At 36.0% G+C, this 1,663-nt stretch carries 2 protein-coding genes; one reads left to right on the top strand and one right to left on the bottom strand.

Annotated features, from left to right (window positions below; translation table 11 throughout):
• Nucleotides 1-560 (bottom strand): DUF3798 domain-containing protein (locus AC220I_RS22240; RefSeq protein ID WP_486726058.1); only part of this gene is annotated, 560 nt, incomplete at its 3' end.
• Between the two features lie 201 nt (nucleotides 561-761).
• Between AC220I_RS22240 and AC220I_RS22235 the strand changes: the two genes are divergently transcribed.
• Nucleotides 762-1,663, top strand: a 902-nt coding sequence (locus AC220I_RS22235) for an ABC transporter substrate-binding protein (protein WP_486726057.1), incomplete at its 3' end; no start/stop codon positions are given.

Below are 1,663 nucleotides of genomic sequence, written 5' to 3'. Positions count from 1 at the left end.
GCAGCTAATAAAGGATAAGACATATGTCTTGGGAATGAGTAATGAACAAAGGTTTTTGCACCAAGCTTTTCAGCTTGCTCAATAATTGTAGTACCCATACCTAATTCATCGCCTTGTAAGATTACATCTGCTTTAGCTGCAATTGTGTCTGGAGCTTCACCTGGTACAGCTGCGATTACTAAGATATCATCTCTGATTTCTCTTACTTTATCGATTGCTGCAGAAGTTCCAGGAACCGCTTGACAAACGATGATTGCTTTTACATCAGGGTCATTTGCAATACTTAAGATGTTAGAGATTGTTGTTTCTTGCTCATCCATAAATTTGTCTGGATATGTTTGAAGAATAACTTGATCACCGTATTTTTTCTTTACTGCTTCAGCAGCACGGTACTCTTCTTCACCTTGTGAAACTGTACCTGTTACGATACCAATTTTAAAACCAAGATCTAAATTAGATGTTCCCAAGTTCATAGTTGCTTGGTTTGTAGTGCCACCACTACAGCCTGCAAGTGACAATACCATGATTACCACTAACAATAATGCTAAAAATCTTTTCATTATTTTGTTCCCCCTTAAATTGTTTGGTCTTACAATAGATATTATAACGATTATTTAATATTTTTCTTTTTTTATCACTTATTTCTCTCAAAAAATTCATAAATATATTAATTTTCTTTAATTGAATTTTGAACTCTGTTAAAATAAAAAGGACACACTCTTAATATTAGATACATATTTTATCACTGGAGGTATCTCTAATTGAAAGATATAAAATGGATGGGCTTGGGTATTTTAATGGGTATTTTGATTTTTTTACTTGGCAATATTGTCAAAGAAGACGCATCTAGTATGATCACCATCGTAAAGAATAAATTTTCAAGTGAGGATACCGTCTTAACCATTGGAAGGACAAGTGATTCCATTGGTTTAGACCCTGCTGTTGTCACAGATCAGGAGTCCTTGAGAGTCACTGTAAACCTCTATGATACATTGGTTACGTACGATAAGAACGGCGAATCGATTAAGTCCTCACTGGCTGAGTCGTGGGACGTCAGTGAAGATGGATTGATATGGCGTTTTTACATCAGAAAAAATGTCTTGTTTCATGACGGTACAAAACTGAATGCTGATGCGGTGGTTTTTAATTTTAACAGATGGATGGACTCAACAAGTCCCTATCATGCAGGCCATTTTGTCTACTGGAATATGAATTTCGGAGGTTTTCCAGGATTGGTGGAGAGTGTACAAGCGCTTAACAACGACACAGTTCAAATCGTATTATCGAAGCCCTATTCTCCATTTTTAAGCACACTAGCTATGCCAGCGTTTGGCATTGCCAGTCCAGAAGCCATTATGAAATACAATGAGGAATTAAAGTACAAACCTGTTGGAACAGGTCCTTTTGTTTTTAAATCATGGGATGAAAATGGCGAGATCATATTAGAACGAAATCTCAAGTATTGGTCTGATAAAGCAAAAGTCAGTCAGCTTGTCTTCAAAACCATTTCTGATCCTGAAGAACGTATCAGGCAATTGAAATGTTGTGATATTCTCATTGCGGACAACCTAACCTATGATGATATTGAACTCGTTAAAGAAACTGACCAAATTTATCTGAAAAATCGTTCTTTTTTCAACATCGGTTACTTGGCTATGAACAT

It is taken from the genome of Fusibacter sp., from assembly GCF_057447755.1.
Note: the sequence above shows the minus strand (reverse complement) of the source record. Positions and strands in the feature narration are given on the sequence as shown.